The organism is Bradyrhizobium sp. Crot121 (genome assembly GCF_059512385.1).
In genome coordinates this window covers 1-20,685 of record NZ_JCAMOR010000103.1, presented here as the reverse complement: position 1 = coordinate 20,685, position 20,685 = coordinate 1, and the positions used below count along the sequence as shown (strand labels likewise).

Sequence of the window (20,685 nt, the reverse complement as noted above, 5' to 3'; positions counted from 1 at the left end):
TCTCTTCTCAAGCCAGGAGTGCGCCAACTATCTCAAAAACTCAGGATATGTTTCTATATAAAAACATCATGCTCTAGAGGACAAGAAGCTGAAGATCATCGGTTGGAAAGGCCCGAAGGTCGCAGTACAGGCCATCAGGGACGCCGCGAAATCTTTCGCAAAGGACGGCAAATAGGTTCGGGCCAGGCTGAGCGGCCCGTCTGAATGAAATAAACCCATTGCTGCCAATCCAGGACCCTTGCTCAGCTGAGATTGTCATTTGGAAGTCGGCATTTGGAAATGCGCCGCTTCGTCCTCCGACCAAGCCCCGGCCGATCTCAGGTCTTCGGCACCTCTAGTTCGCGTCCCTGAAGGCCGCAACGACATTGCAACGAATTGGGTGAAACGACCGCGAACAAAACGGGACGGTAACTCGTAGTGGGCGCTTTACTTTGGAGCGAGCTTGTAAACCTCGCCAGGTTCGAGTTTGAGTTGCTCGATCACCCTTTGCTGCTTTTCGGAGAGAACGACTGGTACGACTTCCGCCGTCCAGCCTTCGGGAACGGCCGCGAGAACTAGCGTCAGCGCCTGACTTGGCTTGGCTAAGGCGGGCCACGTCTGCTTCGTTGGCACGGCTCCGTCGTCCGAAGTCACTTCAACCAACGTAAGGGAATTGCCGAATGACTCTGCCATGACCCACTGATCCCTACCAGCCGCTTGGCGAGAACCGGCCCATCGCCCAACGCGCGTCAGACAATGGGCCGTCCCGGGTGGATGGCGGGACCTTAGGCCGGTATCGCCACAGACCAACTTTCAAATTACGGTGGAAGAGAGTCGTTCCTACAGGGGCTTCACGGATGGCCCCGCCCCTCGGTCTGAATTGGAACACTGGAAGGATGAGACAAGGCACCAGCAAATACGCCGCCCGCTTAAATAAAGCGCAGGCGGCGGCTTCCCAGCCTCGGGAGGGTGAGGGTAAATCCCGACGAGAATTAGTGTCCGGGCGTCGCGTTAGGGTTCATCGCTTTGCCGAAAAGCTTAGATTGGTGGCTGCAGACCCGGTGAGGTCAGCCACTTGTTGACCTCTGCGGAAGCATCGAACTGCCTAGCCTTTCGTAGGAGCTCCATGCGGCGGATGCCAGGTGGCATCCCGCTGGCCTGTTGGCGCAAATTAACGGCCTCTTGCGCGAGACGATACTCGAATGTCGATGATTTTTTCAGGATCCGTCGGGCCGACATCTTTGGTGCTCCGCCGTAAGGTTGAGCGGGAGCGCTACTTGCGTCCACACCACCGATAGACGCTACGGGCCGTTCGGTGGCGGTGAGAACGTGCGCCTTTATCTGCGACATAGCCAGCGCTTTGTCTATTTCCTCGCACGATCTGCAAACTGGTCCAGGGTTTCGCAGTTGCCTGAATTATTCGTCGGGCCTGGACCTCTTATCAGAACGATCAACGCGGTCCGCTCGAAATTCCGCGGGGCCTTCGAGCAGACGCTGCTTTCTCGTCGATTGCACCTTGGAGCTCGCGGAAGCGTCAGCCCTTTCATCTATGGCAGTGCCAGCCAAGTGAAGAGCACGCTTTCGCTGGCGGCCGACGCGACGGCCTTTAGCATCCTCTTGCGTCATCCTACTGACTCCCTGAGTTGGAGCTATGGAATGCACCGGCAGCCGTAAAACTCAGCAACCACGGCAAATATTTTTTAGCTTCTCTGCGGTGCGAGCTTCTTCCGCAAGGAAAGGATCCTTATCGACCGACGATGAGTCGGTACTGTTCGCGGATGGCTTCCTCGATTTTGGAGGAAAGGCTGCATCGTAACAGGAGAGGCGCGCTCCGGTGCTTTCGACTGAACGGCAGTTCGGCTCCGCCGCAAAAGCCGCTGATGCTGCGCCGAATATTGATGCAAGCAAAAGCGCAGCCGTCCATGTACCTGTTCGGGCCATTGTCATGCGAAGGTCCTTCTCTATTTAATCCTCGAGAGGGTTTGCCGGCCCCCCATGTTCCGAAGTGTGTCAGGACCATTACAGCCCTTCCGACTCCACTGCTGGGTGTCAGGTCCCCCGCTATTTCTTCTTTGCGGGCCCGAAATCCGGCTGCCCAGCGGGATCCTTCCGGCTCGGCGCCGCAGCGATCACTTTCGCCTTTTCTTTCTTCGGCTTCTTGGCTTCGCGATTGCCCCGTTGCTGGCCCTTCGCCATGGCGTTCTCCTTTGATTGTTCGAGTTCGTCGAGTTCGTTTGGCTGCAACACTCGTCCGCGGAGGGTGCAGACTCTGACGTCCATGTAGCCTTCGCGCAGCAATTTTCGCGCAAGGCGCAACGCGACCTTCGCAGTGCCGCGGTCGATATTGAAACCGCCGTATTCGTTGGTCCCACTGACCAGATACAACACGTGTATTGCCCTAGCCATTGAAGATGGCGACCGCACCCACAAGAAGGAGTAGAAACTGCGGAACAACCACCGGCGGCTCGATCCAGTCCGAGATGCGAGCACGCGACATCAAACGCTCCTGCCAGATCTTCGGCGGGAGCACACGTGACCCTCAGTCACCGGTCGAAGCCGTTGAGAGATGCGGTGATGCAAGCGAGCCTACGCCCACTCCGAATCAATAGCGAGCGTTGAGTGCCATACGGGTGCCGACTCCGCTGTGACATTCGTCTTGGGCAGGTCACAATAGTGCTGGCTATTGCCGTGCGAGCGGCGCATGGTCGCGACCGCCAGCATCGGTTGGGGCTTCACTTGCGAAAGGCAGCGTGCATGACCATCCGCTCGCGGCGAGAAACCGTCACATTCAGACATCCGTTCCGCATCCGCGGCATCGAGCGCGTCTTGCCGGCCGGCGCCTATCAGGTCGTCACAGATGAAGAGACGATCGAGGGGCTGACCTTCTCAGCCTATCGTCGTATTGCGACGATGATCACCGTTTCCGCCGAAACCGGCTGCGGAACGACGGAGATGTTGTCGATCGGCTCGATCGATCTTGCGAACGCACAAGCTGCGGACGCGAGTATCGTCCATGACTGACCTGCCGGTCGATCTCGACAAGCACCGCGGCATGGCCGCGCAGAAGGCCATCGACCTGCGCCGCGCCTTGGCTAACGTCGAGGCCAATCTCCGCGAGGTGCGTGTTCGCGAGGCTGATCTCGAAAACCGCATGATGACCGTTCCTGCCGCGTCCTGGCCGGAGGCAGCTGTGAAGGCACGTCATCTGCTCAACCTCTATGCTGCAAGTCGGCCTGCCGAGGATACGCGTCATCGCGCGCTGGTGGCAGCGCTATTAGACGATTTCGCCGGGCTGTCGGGGGAGAGCTGATGAGAGCGTCGGCCGCTTGCATTCTCGGCGTGACCGGGAAGCAGGGTCCACACTGATCTTTGAAGCTAATGAATCCAAGTAACAGACCTCTCCTTGTTGCGCGTTGGACCGTGAGGAATTCTGTTCCGCGGCGAGGCGGCAGCTGCATTGCCCAACTCGCCGCTGCGGTGATCAACAGACGAGTTCGTCGGTCCAAACCTTGAAGCTGAGTAACGTGTTGGGTCCGAATGTCTGGGTGATTGGAACGTCGGCGGCATCGCGGCCCTGTGCGATTAGCACGCGGCCGATCCGGGGAACGTTGTTACGGGGATCGAATGTGTACCAGCGCCCGCCGATATAGGCTTCGAACCAGCCGGCAAAATCCCCAGCGGCATATGGAGGTGCCATGCCAATGTCACTGAGATAGCCCGTACAATAGCGCGCGGGGATGTTCATGCAGCGGCAGAACGCAATAGCCAGATGTGCATAATCCCGGCATACGCCTTTGCCTTCGTTAAACACTTCCCAGGCAGTCTTGGTGGGGCGGGCGTGTTCGTAGCCGAAAGCGATGTGGTTATGGACGAAGTCGCAGATGCCCTTGACCCGTGCCCAACCAGAGCGGTCTTCTCGAACAACTTCCACGCCACGTCGGTAAGTCGGTCGGTCTCGACATACCGGCTGCCGAGCAAATAGACGATGGTGTCCGGAGGAAGATCTTCCACCGCATGTTGCTGCGCTGATGGTACGATGAGGTCGGCCAGACCGCTGTCTCGTACGATGCCGTCCGCCGTGAGGCGCATGCGGCCGGCGGGCGCAACAAGACGGCTACACCAATTTCCGAAACCGTCGCGATAGGGCGTGATCGGTACTGACGGCTCGCTGACAAGATGATCGGGCACGACGATGTCGGATGCCCGCGTGAAGTGGGTGCCGACAACTGCAATCAGAGGTGTCGGTTGCGGAAAGTCGTAGATCATCTCGAAGCCAACGCGGATTTTCATGGGATCTGGCTCCAATGAGACGATTGAGAACGTCGCATGACCTGTCTGCGCATCGTGACCGACGAATGCCGCGAGCACTCAGGCGCGAATGGTATGACATCGCAGCTACGATCGCCAGCAGCATGCCCGTTTGCGACGGATCAACCGTCCAATACCTGACCGGAACCCATTTCTAACTGAGGGCTTTCTAAAGGATGAAAATGCGATCCAGAGTCAAACCCATGTCGGTTCAGCCGGTGCAAGACTGGCTGGCCCAGCCCATGTCCGACAGGGCGTCTCATCAGGGCGCGCGTCGCACCGTGAGTGAAGCCGACGCTGACATTCTGAGGAAGCGCGCATTAAAGAAGCAGCGCGCATTGATCGGCGCCCTCAATGACCGTGCGCGATCATGAGAGATTTCAAGTGTCCTCATTGTGGGCAGCTATCGGCTTTCGAGGTTTCCGAATGCAATGGCTGCACGCAGCCGTTGATGTTCGATCCTGAGAACATGGCAATGGTTGGCGTGGAAAGTGCCCTCGAATGCGCGAACCGGAATATCATCGGTTGCAATTGGCGCGCTGTTGCATCGGCTCCCTACTGCCTGTCTTGCTCCCTGACCCAGGTCATTCCCAGCACGCAGAATAGGCAAAATGTGTCGCTGTGGACGCGCGTGGAGGAAGCAAAGCGCAGACTGATCTAAGACCTGCGACGGCTCCGCCTGCCCATCGCGTCCGCGGGTGGATTTCAGCTGGCATTCGAGATTCTGTCCGATGAGCATGGGCCAGTCCTGACGGGGCACGAATCCGGCCTGATAACGGTCAACCTTGCGGAGGCCGACGATGTGCAACGCGAGATCAGGCGCGTTTCCTTTCGCGAACCCTATCGCACCCTTCTTGGTCATTTTCGACACGAAATAGGGCACTTCTACTGGAATGCCCTGATACACGAAGGAGGCTTCCGATCGCCCTTTCGGCTGGTGTTCGGCGATGAGACCGAGAATTACCAGGCTGCGCTTGCCGCCTATTACGCCCGTCATGATCGGTCTGACGATCCGACAAGTCACATCAGCATGTATGCGACATCTCATCCCTGGGAAGACTGGGCAGAAACCTTCGCCCACTTCTTACACATCGTTTCGACCCTCGATTCCCTGACAGGACTTCCGCTGTCTTTGGACGCGCGTGCTCAGCACACGCTAAACGATCCCTATCTCGAAAGCGATTTTGGTGCACTTTTGGAGTTGTGGAGTCCGCTCGCACTGACGATCAACCGTCTCAACCGCTCACTGGGTCTTGCCGACGCGTACCCGTTCGAGATTTCGCCCGCAGTCAAAGGCAAACTGCACCTGGTCCATATGGCGATTTCGGCTTTTAGAAATCGGCAAGAATCACGGGCGGCCGGGTAGGTTGTCGATTGTCCGCGATATCTATCGGATCTGCTCGCGCTCGGGAGGAGCAGTCTTGCGCGCTCGTCGGCTCAAGGACCCGGCTTCAGAAATGCGCCGACAACCACTACGAAGCAAACGCTCATTTTTTTATGCTCGGGGGCGGGCTATTCCCTACTTCAAAGTTGAGGCTTCCTTGGTGATGGCCGCGATTGCCGTGCCAGACTTGCGAACAATGCTGGTAAACTGCTCATCCGATAGCTTGAGCCGCTTCCGCAGAATCTTGACCTGCACTTTGTCTCTCAAATCCAACGAATTGCGGAAATAGGTCGGCTTGCACCTGTTCATAGTATTCTCTCACAATTGGGGGGAAAATCGCGATCAGGGCGGGCGTTACGCCGCTCCTGCCGCGGTGGCTGTGTGCTCCTCGCGAAGCCTCCGCCGCCATTAAGGCAACATTCCCCATAGACCGGCGTTCCTGGCTCCAGAAATATATCAACGTGAACCCAACTTGCGCCCGACAGCGATGGAGAGTGCAGGGTGAGCAAGGCGCGCGAGTTCATCGACACTTGGGTTGAAAACCGTGTTTGCCCAGCAGAGCGGTTCCGGACTCCCGGAGCTTCTCAAGACGAGGCCGAGCTTACCAGCGTCCTTGTCGCCGCGGCGAAAGAGCAGGGTATCTTGGAGTCAAACTAACACGCGAGGACGCGACGTTTGCGGCCCCAAAGGAGACAAGCTCAAGGCCGCCAACAAGGCCAAAGCGCGCCCGCCTCGGCCGGCGCATAGAATAGGGGCCGAAGGGCTTCCGTTTGCGCGTTCGACGCGCGTTAGGCGACGGGCCGGTTCTCGTAATTCTTGACTTTCTCAACTGCTGGTGTATGGTCTCGCCATCGATACTGGCCGAACAACTGTTCCGCTTTCGCCTCAGATCCTGCGGCGCGCACGTTTCAGACATTCTCCAACATCGACTAATTGGATACTGGCCGCAGCTCCGCGCGCCGGGTCCTGCGCGCATGCGAAAGGAAAACCTGATGAACACGGGTACAGTGAAGTGGTTTAACACCCAAAAGGGCTTTGGCTTTATCCAGCCAACGAATGGTAGCAACGACGTCTTCGTTCACATCAGCGCTGTCGAACGCGCCGGTATGGGGACTCTGAGCGAGGGTCAGACGCTGTCTTATGACGTCGTGGCAGACCGTCGTACCGGTAAGTCCGCTGCCGAAAATCTTCGTGCTGCTTAAATAACAGCACGACCGACCTGTCGCTCCAGCCACGGATGTACTGGCAGAGCTTGTGGTCCTGCCCCGCGCCCGAGCCATCGGGAGCGGGGTTTTTGATTGAATGGGGCAAAAAAATCAACGGGCTCGTCTGTGGCTTCGCTTCGACAATCGGCCCTTGTGTCGCTGAGTTACGATTAAGCTGAACCGAGGTCTGCCTCGAAGCTCATCGCGCAAATTCATTTCGGAGTGGCTTGTTTCGTCTTTCAGGTGCATAAATCGGTATGCACGATTCTGATCACCGATGTTGTCGGTGCAGCGCGGTCTATAGCCGAATCGAGGCGATGGCCCCTAGTCGGCAGATCGCCAGCTTCGAGTGCTCGGTTTGCGGCGCTACCATGGAATCGTGGAACACCGCCTGGGTACCCATCTACAGGTTGATTGCCGGCCCCGTTCGACATTCCTCATCTGAAGGATGACTTCACCTCGCGGATCGAACCGCAGCCTATGGCAGGAATTGCCGTTGATGGCAGAGTCATTCGGCAACTCGTTTACTATCGTTGACGTAACCGCGGACGATTTGTCGGCAGACGGGGCCACAAAGCAGACTTGGGTTGCGTTTGCCAAGCCAAGTCAGGCGCTGACGCTGGTACTCGCAGCCGTTCCCGAAGGCTGGACCGCGGAACTCGTGGTTCAACCCATGACGGAAGAGCAGCAAAGGCTTTTTGAGGAGTTAAATCTCAAGCCGGGCGATGTTTGCAGGCTGTCCCGGTAAGATGGTCAACGCTCTGCCGACCACATCGGCATGTTCACGAGGCGCGGGTGCATCAGGAACGTGGCATCGCTGGTACCAAGCAGGAGATTCAATGAGCATCGTAAAACGTCATTTGGCCGAGCAAGAAGAACGTCTGGTACTAATCGAGGAAATTTGCATCGATACAGGAGCGCTCGTCTTGGATACGGCTACAGACGAAGTCTACTTTTCTGCAGACGAAGCGGCTTACAAGAACGCCTACGTCAACGTGTTTCAAGCCTGGGCGAAGGGCACGATCAAGGGCACAGCGGAACAGATATTCGCGGCTACAAAATCCATTCTTGAGGACTAGGGAATCCGCCCTGGACGCTAGGGGCGTCAGATACAGTCGTGAGCGATGAGGAAAAATAATGCCATATGCCTATAAGCTGAATGAGGACGTTCGCCACCAAGCTCAAGGCCCGCAAGGACGCGCCGCAACTGAACCGCAGATGACGTACACGATCGTACAGCACATGCCCATCGAGTCTGATGGACGAGTTAGGTATCGTATCAGGTGCAAATCCAAGAACATCGAGCGCGTTGTTACGGAAGATCAGCTTTCGTATTTTCAGTGATCGCAGGCGTCCGTTCGGGCTCCTACACTGCCCGAAGGCAACAAGGAGGAAAAATGTCAGACCGCCGGGAGCTCTATCGCAGCCCAAATGGCGACGCATGGTTCATCGCACGCGAGCCGACAAACGGTCACGCTTTCATCATCCACCAGCCCAATTCGCCCTCTGGCGGCCGGCTATCTCATGTAGAGTTGGGCGAGTTCTTGCGTGACGGGAAGGGGCCCGAACAGCAAGCATTGTTGCGCTTGATCGGAACGCTGGTCGAGGTACCGCCCTTTGCCTAGGATGCACCCGTTTATCATCGCCGCATCGCCTTGTAACGCAAAGGTCCACCTTCAACGGCTGCCAGCTTGAAAGCGAGTTGAGAAAGCTCTTCTTGGTAGAGCAACACTTGAGGTCTCGGGCCGCGAAAGTACTTCACAGGCCACAACCGTTCAGCAGCCTACTTGCCGCGAGAGAACCTCCGCCATCTGCGAGAATGGCGGCTTTGGTCGAGGGGAGCTGGATAGAAGAGGTGGTCGCCCGACTTTCGGCGTGAGCCCAAAGCGGCAGGCGAGCGCGATAGCAGGAGGAAGAAAGTTATCAAGTGAAATCGCGTATCCCTGTGATCGGAGCCAAGCGATCCGACGCTCTCCATTCATCCAATCGTCAATCTGGGCTTTGTTCGTAAAGCCCGTGATTTCTCGATGCTCTGCGCCTGGATACTCGGCGACGATAGTCCAATCGCCCTCAGACTTGCGAACCGGTTTGAAGCTCACTTTGATTTTTGCCATGCCGGACTATGCAGGAAAGCTCCCGGAAAAGAAACCTCGTCCTCCACAATGCGGGTAGTTAACCACGAACTGTCACCCTTAAGGGCTCACCGCCCGCAATGACTCCGGAGCCACATTGCCAGCGAGCGGCAGGGATTTATTTGCAGACTTGAACAGAAACAGGAATCTCTATCCCTCTGACACGGATATCTTCCTCTGAGAGAAGTAGTTCACGCCTCCGCCGAAAGCGGCATAGTGAACGTGAACTTGGTTTCTTCACTCGTCGAGCTGACGGTCAATTCGCCGCCGTGAGCTTTTGCAATCTGCGAAGCGATGTAGAGCCCCAGTCCGAGCCCCTGGCGGCTGGCATGAGCATTCCCGCGGAAAAAGGGCTCGAACAGCTTGTCCATCGCGGCTTGTGGGATCGGCTGGCCGGCGTTGGAGACCCAGAGCTCGAATACGCGCTCCCTTGTTTCTGCGTGAACAATCACGGGCTTGCTCGAAGATCCGTGCGTGATGGCGTTCCCGACGAGGTTGGACAGCATCTGTCCAAGCCGTTGGCCATCACAGTTCACGGGCCGCTCGATATTGAATTCCGCCTGTATGATCCGACCTGGCGAGGCCAGTCTTAGTTCGTCCACGACGCCCATGAGCACCGGCTCCAGCGGCTTTCCGAAATCGAGGTTCAGCCCAATACCCCCGCCAAGCCGCCCACGAGCCAAATCAAGCACGTCATCGATCAGTCCTGCCATTCGCATGACAGTGGTCTGCATCATGGCGATAACCTGCCGCTCTTTCTCGGTCTGGACTGTCCTGTCGAGGATACGTACCCCCGCACTGATCGAAGCGAGCGGATTACGCAGGTCATGGCCGAGAACCGCGATGAACTGCTCTCGGAGCTCTGACGTATCGTGCTCTCGCTGCAAATTGACCTCGGCAGATCTTTCGCCCGTTCTTGCTGCCTCGCGGGCTCGAAGAAGCTCCTGTTCATAGCGGCGACGATCAGTTGCTCTAATGAGCGCTAGGCGGATCGAAAGAGGCTTGCCGTCGGCGTCCCGACGCTCAGTTGCGTTAGCGATCATCTGGAGCGGCTGCCCGTCCGCCTTGACGACGTCGATGGCGAATTCCTCGAACGAACCCTGCATTCGTAGGAGCGGCGCGATGTGAGTTTCATAGTAGATGCGCCCAGCCATCGTCAGAAAGCCGTTGAAGGGCTTGCCGATCATCTGGTCTGCGGCATAACCGCTCCAGCCGGACAGAGTTCGATTCACATACTCCATCCGGCCGCCAGGCGACAGCGAAACGTAACCGCAAGGGGCGTTCTCGACCATGTCGGTGAAGTCGAGCGAGATCATGCCGGTCACACAAAGGTTCGCATGGCGGACACCACTTCTTCCGGTGCGCTGAGGTTTGGACAGTGCCCGGTCGCCTTGAGAACGATCATCCGGCTGTTCGGGATGGTGCGGTTGACGAAGTCGCCAACATCCTGGCTGGCGATAATGTCCTCGCTGCACTGAAGAACGAGGGTTGGCACGGCAACACGCGCAAGGTCTTCGCGGTTGTCCGAAGTGAAGGTCACGCGAGCGAATGCCTTGGCGATTTTAGGATCGGTTCGGCAGAAGCTGTTGGTCAGCTCCTGACCCAACTCGGGGCAATCCGGATTGCCCATGATCATCGGCGCCATCTGCGCGGACCAGCCCATATGGTTGGATTCCAGAAATTCCAGCAGCTCTTCGATCTGCTTTGCGCTGAAACCACCGGTGTATCCTGCGTCATCAATATAGCGGGGCGAGGGGCCGATCAGCACAAGCTTGCCGAACATTCCGGGCGCCTTTTCGGCAGCCATCACGCCGATCATGCTGCTCACGGAATGGCCGACGAAGACGGCGTCGGAAAAGTTCAACTCGCGACCAATCTCCACAACGTCGGCCGCATAGCCTTCAAGGCTCGAATATTTGACCTTGTCATACGCGCCTAGATCCGAGCCCCCGGCACCGACGTGGTCGAACAAGACTGTCCGGAAGTCCGCTTCGAACGGCGGAGCCACGAAGCGCCACATGTTCTGGTCGCAGCCGAAGCCATGGGCAAACATCATCGCTTTTGCGCCGGCACCTTGGATATGCACGTTGTTTCGTTCGAGCACTTTCGACATGAATTGTGTTCCCTTGCGCCGTTTAGCTGGCTTGCCTCGCGGGTGCAGGCGAAACTACGCTCTTCCCGATTGAGCGCCGGATACCCGACGGAGCGATCGATCAGGTAGTTCCGGTCAGTTCCCGCAGAACCTCGACGACTTGGGCGCTACGGTACGGCTTAGGCAGAAACACGCTGCCGGCTGGCAAATCGTCGTCGCCGATGTGTACGTGACCGGAGGTCGCCACGATCTTGATCGGCGGCCAACGGTCGCGGACGAACCGGGCAAGCTTCAACCCGTCCATCGAACCCGGCATCTGAATATCCGTGAAGACAACATGGATGTCGGAGCGTGCTGATAGAATGGCGATGGCTTCGTCGGCATTGACCGCTGGAATGACTTCAAAACCGGCGTCTTCGAGCACCTCGGCGGAATCCATCCGCAGTAGGAATTCGTCCTCGACGATCAATATGACGGGGCTCGAGCGCGCCATCCGAGTGCAATCCTCCACGCTGGCAAGCGCGCCATCAAGTTATTGTTCCTAAAGATCAAGGCCTTGCGTTTTGCCCGAAAATCCGGGACCAGTTAGGAGCCAGGAAGTTGAATTGAGAACGTTGGCGGGCACTTCAGGCCGTGGCGACGGATTTGAGAATCTCGACAATGTGCACTTTGAGCACGAGCTTCGAGATCCCCACAACGGGTGAACCGTCCGCGCAAAAGGCGACCCATTCCTCGATGATAGCGGATTGGTTGTTGCGGATGACATCCGCCAGGGCTCACGACGTCGGCCAAGATGCTTGTTGGCTGGCGCCATATGCTTTGGCAAAACCGTTATTGTGACTCTGGAACTCAATAAGTGAGCTCGGGGAAACCCATGAAGAATGGTCCTCAACCTGGAACGAAGCTAGGCGGCCGTCGTTCTAGACGCCTGCAACATTTCTCACTGTTCTGGGGCATCGTGCAGACCATTCTGAGGTGTTGCGCATGGCCCCGACCCGAAACCGCATTCCGTCACGACCGTCCCAGTTCGAGCGCAAGGCTTCGTTGCGCCGGCACCCCGTCTTCACGGTTGCCGCTGCAGCAGCTCTGCTTCTGGCGGCAACGGCCCTCATAAATCGGCAGCTTGCCAAAAAGGCGCAGCGCGATAACCCGCCGAGGGGACAGTTCATCGAGGTCGACGGGGTTCGACTGCACTATGTGGAACGCGGTAGCGGTCGATCGCTCGTCCTTTTTCATGGCAACGGCAGCATGATTCAAGACTTCGAATCGAGCGGCTTGATCGATCTCGCGGCCCGAACCTACAGGACGATTGTGTTCGATCGCCCAGGGTTCGGACATAGCTCCCGTCCGCGGGACGTCCTCTGGACCCCGGGGGCGCAGGCGGATTTGTTCAGGAAGGCGCTGGAGCGCCTTGGTGTCGAGCGGGCCATCGTTCTCGGCCATTCGTGGGGAGCGGCGGTCGCGGTGGCGCTGGCCACGAGACATCCCTTGTTCGTGGAAGCACTAGTTCTCGCATCCGGATACTACTACCCGTCCGCCCGCGCAGACGCAGCGACCTCCTTGCCATCGGCTTTACCGGGGCTCGGCGATATCCTCAGCTACACAGTATCGCCAATCGCGGCGCGCCTGATGTGGCCGGCCACGTTGCGCAAGATGTTCGGACCGAGCCAAGTCGATAGGAAATTCGAAGCCTTTCCCACGGAAATGGCCGTTCGGCCCTCGCAAATGCGCGCCGCCGCCGCGGAGGCTTCGATGATGGTGCCGGCTGCCCTTATGGCATCGAAAGGCTACGGCGGACTGGATATGCCGGCGGTGATCATCGCAGGGGAGGGTGATCGGCTAATCGATATCGACGCGCAATCCGCTAGGCTGCACAATGAGATCAAGCAGAGCTCCCTACATCGGATTGTCGGGGCGGGACACATGATCCAGCAATCGGCAACTTCAGACGTGATGGCGGCCATTGATGAGGCCGCGGTCCGGTCGCTGCACTGAACGGCTCCGCCGCCCGATCAGCCTTCTTGGTGCATCGAACGGCTCAGCGTTCGCGGCCCTCGCCCCCGCGATAACTGCGATCTTGACTGTAGCGATTCTCGGCGAATGGCCGGCAACAGGGTGACTGGATCGCAATGCTTCTGATCTCGGGCGGGGTCTACATTGCAAGTGGGGGTCGTCGGCAAGTTGATTGAAATGCCGGTACGCCCGGTCGTACAGTTGCGAGGTCGCGTATCAGCGCAGCTTCAGCCGCATCTTTGCGGAGGCTCTCCAGTGAGAGCCTGTAATAATGTATGATAGTGTCCGCCTATTTTCCGCGTCCCCCCGGCAAGATCTTTTACTGCCGTCGGCGGCTGCGATCCGGGCGTACCCAGCCAATCGTCGATATGAGCTGCGGCCTGGCGAACAAGGCGCCCATCCCCGCGTGGATGCGCCGTACCGAAACGCCCGACCAAGCTTAGGAACAAAAGGCCTTTCTTGATGTTGACTCCGCCCTTGTTTCCAGCCTCGAGCGGTCCACTGGACAGAGGTGGAAGATCGTTTAGTTTTGGCGCGTCACCGCTTTTTCCGATATGGATTCAATGCCGCAATACGATAAATACACGACGACGGTAGTGGGGGCGCATAGCGTACCTCGCTGGTACGAGGCGATGGACCGTCTGGTGTCCATGGGACAACTGGCGCCGGGCGATTTTTTAGATGCTCAGCTCAGGGCCACCCAGGCGGCGATACTTGAGCAGGAAATCGCGGGCATCGATCTCGTGACGGGCGGCGAGATGCACCGCCGGACCCATAATCGCCACTCTCCCCCAAATGCGATGCTCAATTTCTTCTGGCAAAAGATTCCCTCGTTTCAGGGCGAAACGAAACCCAAGCCGATCACCTCTCATGATCCGAATGTCTTTCATCCCGCCGCGATTTGCCGGGGGCCGATTCTGGACAATGTGGATCTCGGCCTAGTCGATGAATTTGAGTTGGTCTCTTCCTATGCGCGCAAGCCCGTCAAGGTCACGATGACCGGCCCTCACTTGCTCGCGGCTGTCGCCTATGATGAATATTACCGAGACATGCCGAGGATGATGGTCGATTTCGGCAAGCTTCTGCATCAGAATTTTAAGCGACTTGCCGAAGCGGGTTGCAAGCACATCCAGATTGACGAACCGTACTTTACCGCTTCGAGCGATGAAGAGGTCGCGGCAGCGGTTGAAGTGATCAACGCGGTCATCGAAGATCTGCCGCCCGATGTTCACGTCTCGGTTCATATTTGCCAGGGAAACTATGCGGTCGGTCCCGACTACGACGGCCAGATCGGGCATCGCTATTTCGACACGGGTCGGTACAAGGCTGATCTCGCCTGCCGGATCGATTGCGATGCCTTTCTCATCGAGCACGACATGACGCATCACTTTCAAAGCGTGCTTGGCAACCAGCAGCTCGCCGTCGGTGCCGTTGACGTTCAGTCGCCGAATATTGAAACAGGCGAGCAGGTGGCAGAACGGATTGCCACTTATTCCTGGCTCCCGCCCGAGCAGACCCTTATTACTAGCTCGTGCGGCTTCAATCATCTGCCTAGACACATCGCCTTCGGCAAGATGAAAGCCATGGTCGAGGCCAAGGCCATTCTGAGCAAACGGTAGATCGAGGCGCAGATGGACGAGCAAGGCCAGATGCAGCCACGCGATTTCGACTCATCAGAGCGTCTGCGGATCGCGGAAACCGCGAGCGGCATTGGCGTTTTCAGTTACGATCCTGGGAGCGCAGCATTTGACTGCTCCGCGCAGACAGCCGCTCTCTTCGGCATCGATCCCCGGTCAGCAGACGGCTCATTTTCCGCCTGGGAGCGGTCGATCTTCATCGATGATATTCCGAAGGTCCAGGAGGCCTTTGCGGGTGCCGCCAAAACCGGCCGGTTCTATGTCGAGTTTCGCTTGAGGCACGCGGATGGGAGTCTGCATTGGATTGCCGGGAAGGGCGACGCATCTAGTGCGAGCGACCCGCTCATCGTCGGCGCGTTTTATGAGATCACGGAGCGGAAGTCTCTCGAGGCACGGCTACTGGCGCTCAATGAGACGCTTGAAGCGCGCGTGAACCAGGTCCGTGAGGAGGCGCGTACGCTGGAGGTTCTCAATACGACGGGCGTTGCGGTTGCTGCCGAGCACGACACGGAGCGCCTGGTCCAGATGGTGACTGATGCGGGTGTTGAGTTAAGCCATGCAGAATTCGGCGCGTTTTTTTACAATGTGCTGAACGAGAGCGGAGAGTCGTATACGCTGTACACGCTCTCCGGCGCCTCGCGCGAATCCTTCGCCAAGTTTCCCATGCCCCGGAACACGGCTATTTTCGAACCAACGTTTCGTGGCCGCGGCACCGTGCGTTCTGACGACATTCTGAGGGATCAGAGATACGGGAAAAGCGCTCCGTATCATGGCATGCCAAAGGGACATCTGCCGGTGAGAAGCTATCTTGCCGTATCGGTGGTCTCGCGGTCTGGTGAGGTTCTCGGAGGCTTATTCTTCGGACACGCCCAGCCGGACGTCTTTACCGAGCGGGCGGAAAGGTTGATCGAAGCGCTTGCCGCGCAGGCCGCCGTTGCCATCGACAACGCGGGGCTTTATCAGACCAGCCAACGTGAGATCGAGGCGCGCCGCAATGCTGAGACAGAGCTTCAGCGTCTGAATGAAGCGCTCCATGAGCGCGTGGAGGAACGGGCGCGGCAGCTCGCTGCGGCTTCCACCAAGCTTGAGGATACGGAGCGCCGCTTCCGGCTGCTCGTCGAGGGCGTCTCCGACTACGCCATCTACATGCTCGATCCCGGCGGACATGTCATTAATTGGAACCCGGGCGCTCAACGGATCAAGGGTTATACTCGGGAGGAGATCCTGGGGCGGCATTTTTCAACTTTCTACGACGAGGTGGACCGGAACAGCGGTTTCCCCACGCGGGCCTTGGGCATTGCCGCTGAGACCGGCAAATTCGAGGCCGAGGGCTGGCGGGTACGCAAGGACGGTAGCAAGTTCTGGGCCGGCGTCGTCATAAACGCGATCAGGGACGCGAACGGGGAGCTAGTCGGTTTTGCCAAGATCACACGCGATCTCACGGAAAAGCGCGCGGCAGAGGAGAGATCGCGGCAGGCTCAGAAGATGGAGGGGATTGGCCAGCTGACGGGTGGGGTGGCACATGACTTCAACAACCTGCTTACGATCATTATTGGCAACCTCGAAACCCTGCAAAAGAATCTGAGCGCCTCGACGCTCGAACCTGTCCGGCTGCGGCGATCTGTCGACCATGCGATGCGCGGGGCGAGACGCGCTGAATCGTTGACCCAGCGCCTGCTGGCATTTTCACGCCAGCAGCCCCTAGATCCGAAGCCGGTCGATTTAGGCCGTCTAGTCTCCGGCATGTCCGACATGCTCCGCCGGACGCTCGGCGAGCAGGTCACCGTAGAGACCGTGCTGGGCGGCGGGACATGGAAGGCCTTTGTCGATCCCAACCAACTGGAAGTCGCAATCGTCAATCTCGCGGTCAATGCGCGTGACGCCATGCCAGAGGGCGGCAAACTGACGCTCGAAACCGCCAACGTCCATCTCGACGAAAAATATACGTCGTCACAGGTCGAAGTGCTCCCCGGGCAATATGTCATGCTGGCCGTGACTGACAGCGGGCACGGAATGCCGCCCGACGTGGTTGCGCGCGCGTTTGATCCCTTCTTTACGACCAAGGACATCGGCCATGGGACCGGGCTCGGACTCTCGCAAGTGTATGGCTTTGCTAAGCAGTCGCGGGGGCATGTGAGAATCTATAGCGAGGTTGGCGAGGGCACAACGATCAAGCTCTATCTGCCGCGCGTGCATGGAACGGGGGAGGCTGAAGAAGCGCAGGACGAAGATTCTGTTGCGGGCAGCCCGGGACATGAAATGATTCTGGTGGTCGAGGACGATGCAGATGTGCGCACGTATAGCTGCGAGACGCTGCGCGATCTGGAATATCAAGTGATCGAAGCTGAGAATGGACAGGCGGGCCTGCGGGCGCTCGAGAGGCATCCCGGGATATGCGTTCTGTTCACGGATGTGGGCCTGCCGGGCGGCATGAATGGCCGGCAACTTGCCGATGAAGCGCGCAAGCGAAGGCCTGACCTCAAAGTGTTGTTCACGACTGGATATGCGCGGAACGCGATTGTTCACGATGGCCGGTTAGATGCAGGCGTCGAATTAATTACCAAGCCATTCTCGCAGTCTACCTTATCCACGAAGCTACGCGATATCATCGACTCCGCACGTTCTCCCGGGCGCATTCTGCTGGTGGAGGACGAACCGCTGATCCAAATGCTCGCGCGCGAATATCTGGAGGACGCGGGCTTTCAGGTCGACACGGCGGGCTCCGCCACCGAGGCCATGAACAAATTACGGCTGGTACCAGGCGGCGTCGACGCCGTTATCCTGGACCTTGGCCTGCCCGATAAAAAGGGAGATGAGCTGCTGCGCGAGATAAGATCGCTTCATGGGTCTTTGCCTGTTCTGCTCGCTACCGGCCAAGGGGCCGCGGGTGTGCGCGAACAGTTCAAAAACGAGAAAGCCATCGCCTTCGTAACGAAGCCATACTCAGACGCTGATTTACGAGCGGGACTTCGCAAGCTGGGTATCCACGCCATTTCAGAATAACATTAAACGGCACTTGTCAGTGCGGACAGGCTTGGCCCGGAGCTTCGCCATCAACGGTATGGCCAAGTCGCCGAGAGAAGCTCGATGCTATCGAGGCACCGTAGCCGATGGTCAGCCCGAACCTTGCCAAGGCTCGAGCAAACTTCTCCGGCTCGAAGAGGTGAAGGCGGAACAATGGTAATGGCGTGCGACACGATTGAACGTGTGACCTTGCCTTCGGAGGGCAACGGTCACTCTACGGCCGTCGGTCGCGGAATAATCTTCCAATCAATCGCGAGTTCGGGCGCGAATTGGCTCGCGATCCTTCTCGAAGGGTGCCTTCGGAGAATCCGGCGGACTCATTTAGGAATCATGTTCGATCACTGCACAAGAATGATGAACCGTGATTTAGCGTGCAGTTGGGCTGCGAGTGGGATTGTTGTGCATGAAGCTACGACTTCGACCATCACATTGAATACACGTTGTTTTCTGCATGCACTTCAATAGCAGGGGACGTGGACAGGGGACTGTAAGCCGTGATGGTTTGTGATCATTACGCTGCATCACGGATGACCTCGCAAAATGATTGTTGATCACTAGCCGTCACAAACGCAAGTCGGCTTCACCCCCAACAGCAGACATTTGGAGCTCGTACAGTGAAGTCCGAGATGGGCCACTTCCAGACATCGCCGATGGGTATATAGAATCATCGTCCACCCTGGAGAACAGCCAAGTGGCCCGAATAGAAACCTTCGTATGGATCGTAACGACCTTCACAATCATTGTGGTCGCCACTCCACTCCGAGCTCAAGCAACACCGGAAGCTTCGGCGTGCGGATACCTCGCTGGTCTGATCGATAAGGCATCGCCATCAGGCCCGTTGTTCCTGCCCAGCTATCCGACCGTCGAATCGGGGCCTCTCCATGGCGCCGCCTACCTCTATGACAACGCGGTAGCCGCCATCGCATTGGTCGGTTGCGGCGAGCGAGACAAAGCGTCTCGAATTGGCTCGGCGATTCTTTGGGCCATCGATAACGACCGCACCTGGCATGATGGGCGGCTCCGGAACGCATACGCCGCGGGTGTGGTGGCCAGTGGCTCCGCCAAACTTCCGGGTTGGTGGGACGATACGCAGAACAAGTGGTTAGAAGATCGATATCAGGTGGGCAGCGATGTCGGTAACATGGCATGGGCAATGTTGGCGTTGCTGTCGATTGATGATGTGAACACCGGCTCTCCGTTCCGTGATGGTGCGGCACGGCTTGGCACCTGGGTCGCGCAATGGGCCGACGCGCGAGGCACTGGCGGTTTCACGGGCGGTACGTTTGGGCACGAGCCAACGCCGGAAGTGCGGACGTGGAAATCGACTGAACATAATACTGACCTCGCCGCCGCGTTTGGCCTTCTTGCGATCCGTACAGGCGATTCGCGCTGGCGCGATAAGGCAACGGTTGCCGAGTACTTTGTAAATACGATGTGGGATCCGGGGCGCGCCTGTTTCGCCGCAGGGACCGCCGAAGACGGTGTCACGCATAATCCGATTTTGGCTCTGGATGCCCAGATCTGGCCTTTAACAGCGCTTCACGGAGCGGCCGGGAAATTTGCATCGGCAATGACGACCGCCGAACAGCGAATGAGTGTCGGCGGAGGCTTTTCTTACGGTGAAGACCGGGACGGTGTGTGGACCGAAGGTACGGGCCAAATGGCTCTCTTGATGAAATTGCTCGGCAAGACTGAGAGGGCAGAATCGTTGATCGCTGTCATCGAATCCCAGAGGTCGCCCGATGGTGGGTTCTATGCCACGATTGTCCGCGCGTTACCGACGGGGTTCGTGTTGGACACCGACCCGACCAAGCCGCGAAACTATTTCCGATTGTCACATCTTGGCGCAGCTTCGTGGGCTGCCCTCGCGGAACGTGGGTTCAATCCCTTCACGATGACAAAAGGACTTCCCTAGCTGAGCCGCAGTGCTTCTCGTCTCGGCCGTTTCGGTCTGTCTTGATTTCGATATGTCCGCAAAGGGTCTTGGTCGTGTAAAAACGGCTTGAGAGGGACGTCGGTATTGGGAGCAAAAACCCGAGTGGGTCTCAGGCTGCGATTGCAGCGATCAGCGGCTTGGTCCCGACGATGTTCATGACCCGTGTCAGATTATAGGCCAGGACCGAGAGTGCCATTTCAGCGGCTACTTTTGGAAGCGTTTTAGTCACGAAGTGCGTCGCCCCCATGCGGGCCTTCATCGTGCCGAACGGATGCTCGACTGTCTCTCGACGCTGGCGCATGGCTTGTGGATTTGCATCGTAAGCGCTTAGCCGCAACCCTATTGACACTGGCTTGACGTTTTGCGGAACCGCCACGGCATGAGGTCTTCGATTCTGTTATGGGGATGGCCGTCGATGATCGCCTCGAGTGTTTCGGCGATGTAGGCGGCCGGGTTGACGTCGCTGAGCTTGCAGGTGGCGACGATCGACGCAAGCAAGGCCCAATTTTCAGCCCCGACCTCATGACCGGCGAAGAGCGCATTTTTTCTGGTCAGGCAGACTGGCCGGATGGCGTTCTCGACGGGGTTCGTGTCGAGCTCGAGACGCCCGTCTTCGAGGAAGCGGGTCAGCCCTTGCCAATGATTGAGCGCGTAACGGATGTCCTCGGCGAGCGTCGAGCCGCTGGAGATCATCGACAGCTGCTTCTCGAACCACGGCTTCAACGCCTCGACGATGGGCAGCGAGTGTTCCTTGCGCGCGGCCAGCCTGGTGTCCGGCGATGAACCACGTACCATGGCTTCGATGGCGTAAAGCTGTGCGATCTGCCGGACGGCGGCCTCGGCGATCGGCGATTTGCTGTTGCGGGCCAATTTGACGAAGCGCCGACGCAGATGGCTCCAGCAATGCACGAGCGTCCACGGCCCTTGCGGTCGAGCGACTTCGGTCAGCCGGTCATAACCGTCATAGGCATCGCA

Annotated in this window: 19 protein-coding genes and 2 pseudogenes; 12 read left to right on the top strand and 9 right to left on the bottom strand. The window is 58.1% G+C overall.

Annotation, left to right across the window (positions count from 1 at the left end; all coding sequences use genetic code 11):
* Positions 1-426: 426 nt before the first annotated feature.
* Together AC5ZGW_RS41305 and AC5ZGW_RS41300 are read right to left on the bottom strand one after the other, a co-directional pair.
* Positions 427-672, bottom strand: coding sequence for a hypothetical protein (locus tag AC5ZGW_RS41305; protein WP_130229258.1), 246 nt, complete (start codon positions 670-672; stop codon positions 427-429).
* A gap of 1,368 nt (positions 673-2,040) precedes the next feature.
* Positions 2,041-2,433 carry a hypothetical protein gene (locus AC5ZGW_RS41300; RefSeq protein ID WP_165435503.1) on the bottom strand — a complete coding sequence of 131 codons (393 nt, stop codon included), beginning with the start codon at positions 2,431-2,433 and terminating at the stop codon, positions 2,041-2,043.
* Positions 2,434-2,733: 300 nt separating this feature from the next.
* Here AC5ZGW_RS41300 and AC5ZGW_RS41295 point away from each other — a divergent pair, with 300 nt between their 5' ends.
* Entirely contained in the window at positions 2,734-3,000 is a 267-nt protein-coding gene (locus AC5ZGW_RS41295) for a hypothetical protein (protein ID WP_130229261.1), read from the top strand.
* On the top strand, positions 2,993-3,289 hold the full coding sequence (locus tag AC5ZGW_RS41290; protein ID WP_130229262.1) for a hypothetical protein: 297 nt from the start codon (positions 2,993-2,995) through the stop codon (positions 3,287-3,289). Before AC5ZGW_RS41295 ends, AC5ZGW_RS41290 begins: the two co-directional genes overlap by 8 nt.
* Before the next feature lie 171 nt (positions 3,290-3,460).
* Here the strand turns inward: AC5ZGW_RS41290 and AC5ZGW_RS41285 are convergent.
* Positions 3,461-4,269, bottom strand: a pseudogene (locus AC5ZGW_RS41285) (transglutaminase-like domain-containing protein).
* Between the two features lie 388 nt (positions 4,270-4,657).
* Here AC5ZGW_RS41285 and AC5ZGW_RS41280 point away from each other — a divergent pair.
* Together AC5ZGW_RS41280 and AC5ZGW_RS41275 are read left to right on the top strand one after the other, a co-directional pair.
* Positions 4,658-4,948 carry a zinc-ribbon domain-containing protein gene (locus AC5ZGW_RS41280; RefSeq protein ID WP_245475022.1) on the top strand — a complete coding sequence of 97 codons (291 nt, stop codon included), beginning with the start codon at positions 4,658-4,660 and terminating at the stop codon, positions 4,946-4,948.
* 3 nt (positions 4,949-4,951) lie between these two features.
* Positions 4,952-5,653, top strand: a complete 702-nt coding sequence (locus AC5ZGW_RS41275; RefSeq protein ID WP_463327069.1) for a putative zinc-binding metallopeptidase — start codon at positions 4,952-4,954, stop codon at positions 5,651-5,653.
* A gap of 153 nt (positions 5,654-5,806) precedes the next feature.
* Here AC5ZGW_RS41275 and AC5ZGW_RS41270 read toward each other — a convergent pair whose 3' ends face one another.
* Positions 5,807-5,980, bottom strand: coding sequence for a DUF3606 domain-containing protein (locus tag AC5ZGW_RS41270; protein WP_130229263.1), 174 nt, complete (start codon positions 5,978-5,980; stop codon positions 5,807-5,809).
* Positions 5,981-6,663: 683 nt separating this feature from the next.
* On the opposite strand from AC5ZGW_RS41270, the gene AC5ZGW_RS41265 reads away from it, so the two are divergent.
* The 4 genes from AC5ZGW_RS41265 (at position 6,664) to AC5ZGW_RS41250 (ending at position 8,501) form a co-directional block, all read left to right on the top strand.
* On the top strand, positions 6,664-6,873 hold the full coding sequence (locus tag AC5ZGW_RS41265) for a cold-shock protein (protein WP_092226167.1): 210 nt from the start codon (positions 6,664-6,666) through the stop codon (positions 6,871-6,873).
* Positions 6,874-7,375: 502 nt separating this feature from the next.
* Entirely contained in the window at positions 7,376-7,624 is a 249-nt protein-coding gene (locus tag AC5ZGW_RS41260; protein ID WP_130229264.1) for a hypothetical protein, read from the top strand.
* A 91-nt stretch (positions 7,625-7,715) separates the two neighbouring features.
* A complete protein-coding gene (locus AC5ZGW_RS41255; protein ID WP_130229265.1) occupies positions 7,716-7,955 on the top strand; it encodes a hypothetical protein in 240 nt (79 codons plus the stop codon).
* 318 nt (positions 7,956-8,273) lie between these two features.
* Complete coding sequence (locus AC5ZGW_RS41250) at positions 8,274-8,501, top strand: hypothetical protein (protein ID WP_130229267.1); 228 nt, start codon at positions 8,274-8,276, stop codon at positions 8,499-8,501.
* Positions 8,502-9,199: 698 nt separating this feature from the next.
* Here AC5ZGW_RS41250 and AC5ZGW_RS41245 read toward each other — a convergent pair.
* From AC5ZGW_RS41245 to AC5ZGW_RS41235, 3 genes are all read right to left on the bottom strand, one after another.
* Positions 9,200-10,324: a PAS domain-containing sensor histidine kinase gene (locus tag AC5ZGW_RS41245; protein WP_130229273.1), complete on the bottom strand. Its 1,125-nt coding sequence runs from the start codon at positions 10,322-10,324 to the stop codon at positions 9,200-9,202.
* Between the two features lie 5 nt (positions 10,325-10,329).
* Entirely contained in the window at positions 10,330-11,121 is a 792-nt protein-coding gene (locus tag AC5ZGW_RS41240) for an alpha/beta fold hydrolase (RefSeq protein WP_130229268.1), read from the bottom strand.
* A 100-nt stretch (positions 11,122-11,221) separates the two neighbouring features.
* The gene (locus AC5ZGW_RS41235; RefSeq protein WP_130229269.1) at positions 11,222-11,593 is read right to left on the bottom strand and encodes a response regulator; all 372 of its coding nucleotides are present in this window, start codon (positions 11,591-11,593) and stop codon (positions 11,222-11,224) included.
* A 491-nt stretch (positions 11,594-12,084) separates the two neighbouring features.
* Between AC5ZGW_RS41235 and AC5ZGW_RS41230 the strand changes: the two genes are divergently transcribed.
* The 4 genes from AC5ZGW_RS41230 to AC5ZGW_RS41215 all read left to right on the top strand — a co-directional run bounded on the left by AC5ZGW_RS41230 (position 12,085) and on the right by AC5ZGW_RS41215 (position 19,689).
* A complete protein-coding gene (locus AC5ZGW_RS41230) occupies positions 12,085-13,095 on the top strand; it encodes an alpha/beta fold hydrolase (protein WP_165435504.1) in 1,011 nt (336 codons plus the stop codon).
* A gap of 581 nt (positions 13,096-13,676) precedes the next feature.
* Positions 13,677-14,732 (top strand): uroporphyrinogen decarboxylase/cobalamine-independent methonine synthase family protein, encoded by a 1,056-nt coding sequence (locus AC5ZGW_RS41225; RefSeq protein ID WP_165435505.1) that lies wholly within the window; start codon positions 13,677-13,679, stop codon positions 14,730-14,732.
* Positions 14,733-14,744: 12 nt separating this feature from the next.
* Entirely contained in the window at positions 14,745-17,753 is a 3,009-nt protein-coding gene (locus AC5ZGW_RS41220) for a hybrid sensor histidine kinase/response regulator (protein ID WP_130229271.1), read from the top strand.
* A 712-nt stretch (positions 17,754-18,465) separates the two neighbouring features.
* Entirely contained in the window at positions 18,466-19,689 is a 1,224-nt protein-coding gene (locus tag AC5ZGW_RS41215) for a hypothetical protein (protein WP_245475023.1), read from the top strand.
* Positions 19,690-19,819: 130 nt separating this feature from the next.
* Here the strand turns inward: AC5ZGW_RS41215 and AC5ZGW_RS41210 are convergent.
* Both AC5ZGW_RS41210 and tnpC read right to left on the bottom strand, forming a co-directional pair.
* Positions 19,820-20,029, bottom strand: a pseudogene (locus AC5ZGW_RS41210) (transposase); the annotation flags it as partial.
* A 20-nt stretch (positions 20,030-20,049) separates the two neighbouring features.
* A partial coding sequence (gene tnpC / locus AC5ZGW_RS41205) for an IS66 family transposase (RefSeq protein ID WP_496114091.1) occupies positions 20,050-20,685 on the bottom strand: 636 nt, incomplete at its 5' end.